Annotated in this window: 1 protein-coding gene; it reads left to right on the forward strand. The window is 64.3% G+C overall.

Features of this window, described 5'->3' with window-relative positions; all coding sequences use genetic code 11:
- Window positions 1-1,898: 3-hydroxyacyl-CoA dehydrogenase/enoyl-CoA hydratase family protein (locus PAT3040_RS33520; RefSeq protein WP_108996088.1), on the forward strand; the 1,898-nt coding region annotated here is incomplete at both ends.

The raw sequence follows: 1,898 nt of genomic DNA on the forward strand, positions 1-1,898 counted from the left end.
GGGAATGCGGGTGCTGCTGCTCGATGTTGTTCCGGGAGAGCTGACGAACGAAGAAGCGGGTAAAGGGTTGACGCTGGACGATGCGGCGGTCCGCAACCGTTTGGCGTCCAGAGCCGTCGCGAACATGGCCCGAAGCCAGCCCGCGCTCCTGTACGATTCGTCTTGGACTTCGCGGATCAGACCGGGCAACCTGACGGACGATCTCGCGCTGCTTGGCGACACGGACTGGATCGTCGAGGCGGTCGTCGAGCGGCTGGACGTCAAGCGGGAGGTGCTCGCGGCGATCGAATCGGCAAGGCGGCCCGGAACGCTCGTCACCACGAACACGTCCGGTCTGTCCGTAGCCGCGATGGCGGAAGGAAGGAGCAAGGAATTTCGGGAGCATTTTGCGGCGACGCATTTCTTTAATCCTCCGCGGTACATGAAGCTAGTCGAAATCGTGCCGACAGAGGACACGGCGCCCGAGGTAATGGAACTGCTTGAGGAGCTCTGCGTGAGCCGGCTGGGCAAGGGCGTCGTCGTCGCCAGGGATACGCCGAACTTCATCGCGAACCGGATCGGCACGTACGGGATGCTCGTCACGTTGGCGGACACGATCCGTTTCGGGCTCACGGTAGAGGAAGCAGATGCGTTGACGGGTCCGGCGCTGGGCCGGCCGAAGACCGCAACTTACCGCATGCTGGATCTCGTCGGCCTCGATACGCTGCTGCACGTTGTCGACAACGTGAGGGAACGGAGCGGGGACGAGGCGGAGCGGGCTGTTTTTGCAAGGCCGCAATTGCTGGAGGAGCTGGTGGCGTCGGGAAGGCTGGGGGAAAAAAGCGGCGCCGGCTTTTATCGCAAGCGCAAGGACGCGGACGGACGCAGCCGCATCGAGTCGCTTCGCTTCGGGACGATGGAGTACGGACCGCAGGTGCGGGTCTCCTCGCCGGTCATCGACGCGGCGAAGTCCGCAAAGGGGGCGGCGGCGAAGGCGAAAGCGCTGCTTGGCGCTAATCCGAAGGATCGATACGCGCAGTTCGCCTGGTCGACCGTCAAGGCGACTTTGTTGTATTCGGCGGCGCAAGTGGGTGTCATCGCGGAATCCGTCGTCGATATCGATCGCGCGATGAAGTGGGGGTTCAACTGGGAGCTGGGGCCGTTTGAGCTGTGGGATGCCATAGGCCTTGAGGTATCCGTTGAGCGGATGAAGGAGGAAGGCGAGATCGTTCCGGAGTGGGTGGAGGCGTGGCTGCGGGAGGGGCATGCCTCCTTCTACGAGACGTCGGAGCGTAAGCGGTTCTACGCATCGCCTTCCGGCGGATTGAGGGAGGAACGGCAGGAGGAGGACGTCATTTCGCTGGCGGCGCTAAAAGCGGACGGACGGACGGTGCTCGGCACGCCCGGTGCAAGCTTGATCGATATCGGCGACGACGTCGTCTGCCTGGAATTCCATTCGCCGAACAATGCGATCGGCGGAGATGTCCTGTCCGCGATCCGCCAGAGCGCGGCGGAGGTGTCGCGCAACTGGCGCGGGCTCGTGCTGGCGAACGAAGGCCGGAACTTCTGCGTCGGCGCCAACCTCATGCTGCTGCTTATGGAGGCGCAGGCTGGGGAGTGGGAAGAGGTGGAGGACATCATCCGCTTCTTCCAGGACAGCATGCTCCGGCTCAAGAGGCTGGATCGTCCCGTCGTTGCGGCCCCGCACCGGATGACGCTGGGCGGCGGCGTCGAAGCCTGTTTGCCGGCGGATGTCATCCTGCTGTCGCCGGAGACATATTTCGGCTTAGTGGAGACGGGTGTCGGGTTGATCCCGGCTGGTGGCGGCTGCAAGGAAGCGGCGATCTCAGCGATGCAGCGAGCGGGGCTTTCGGCGGCAGCGGGGGCTGGCAGAGGCGGGGCGACGCCGGGTGACTTGC

Source organism: Paenibacillus agaridevorans (assembly GCF_003112455.1).
GTDB lineage: Bacteria > Bacillota > Bacilli > Paenibacillales > Paenibacillaceae > Pristimantibacillus > Pristimantibacillus agaridevorans.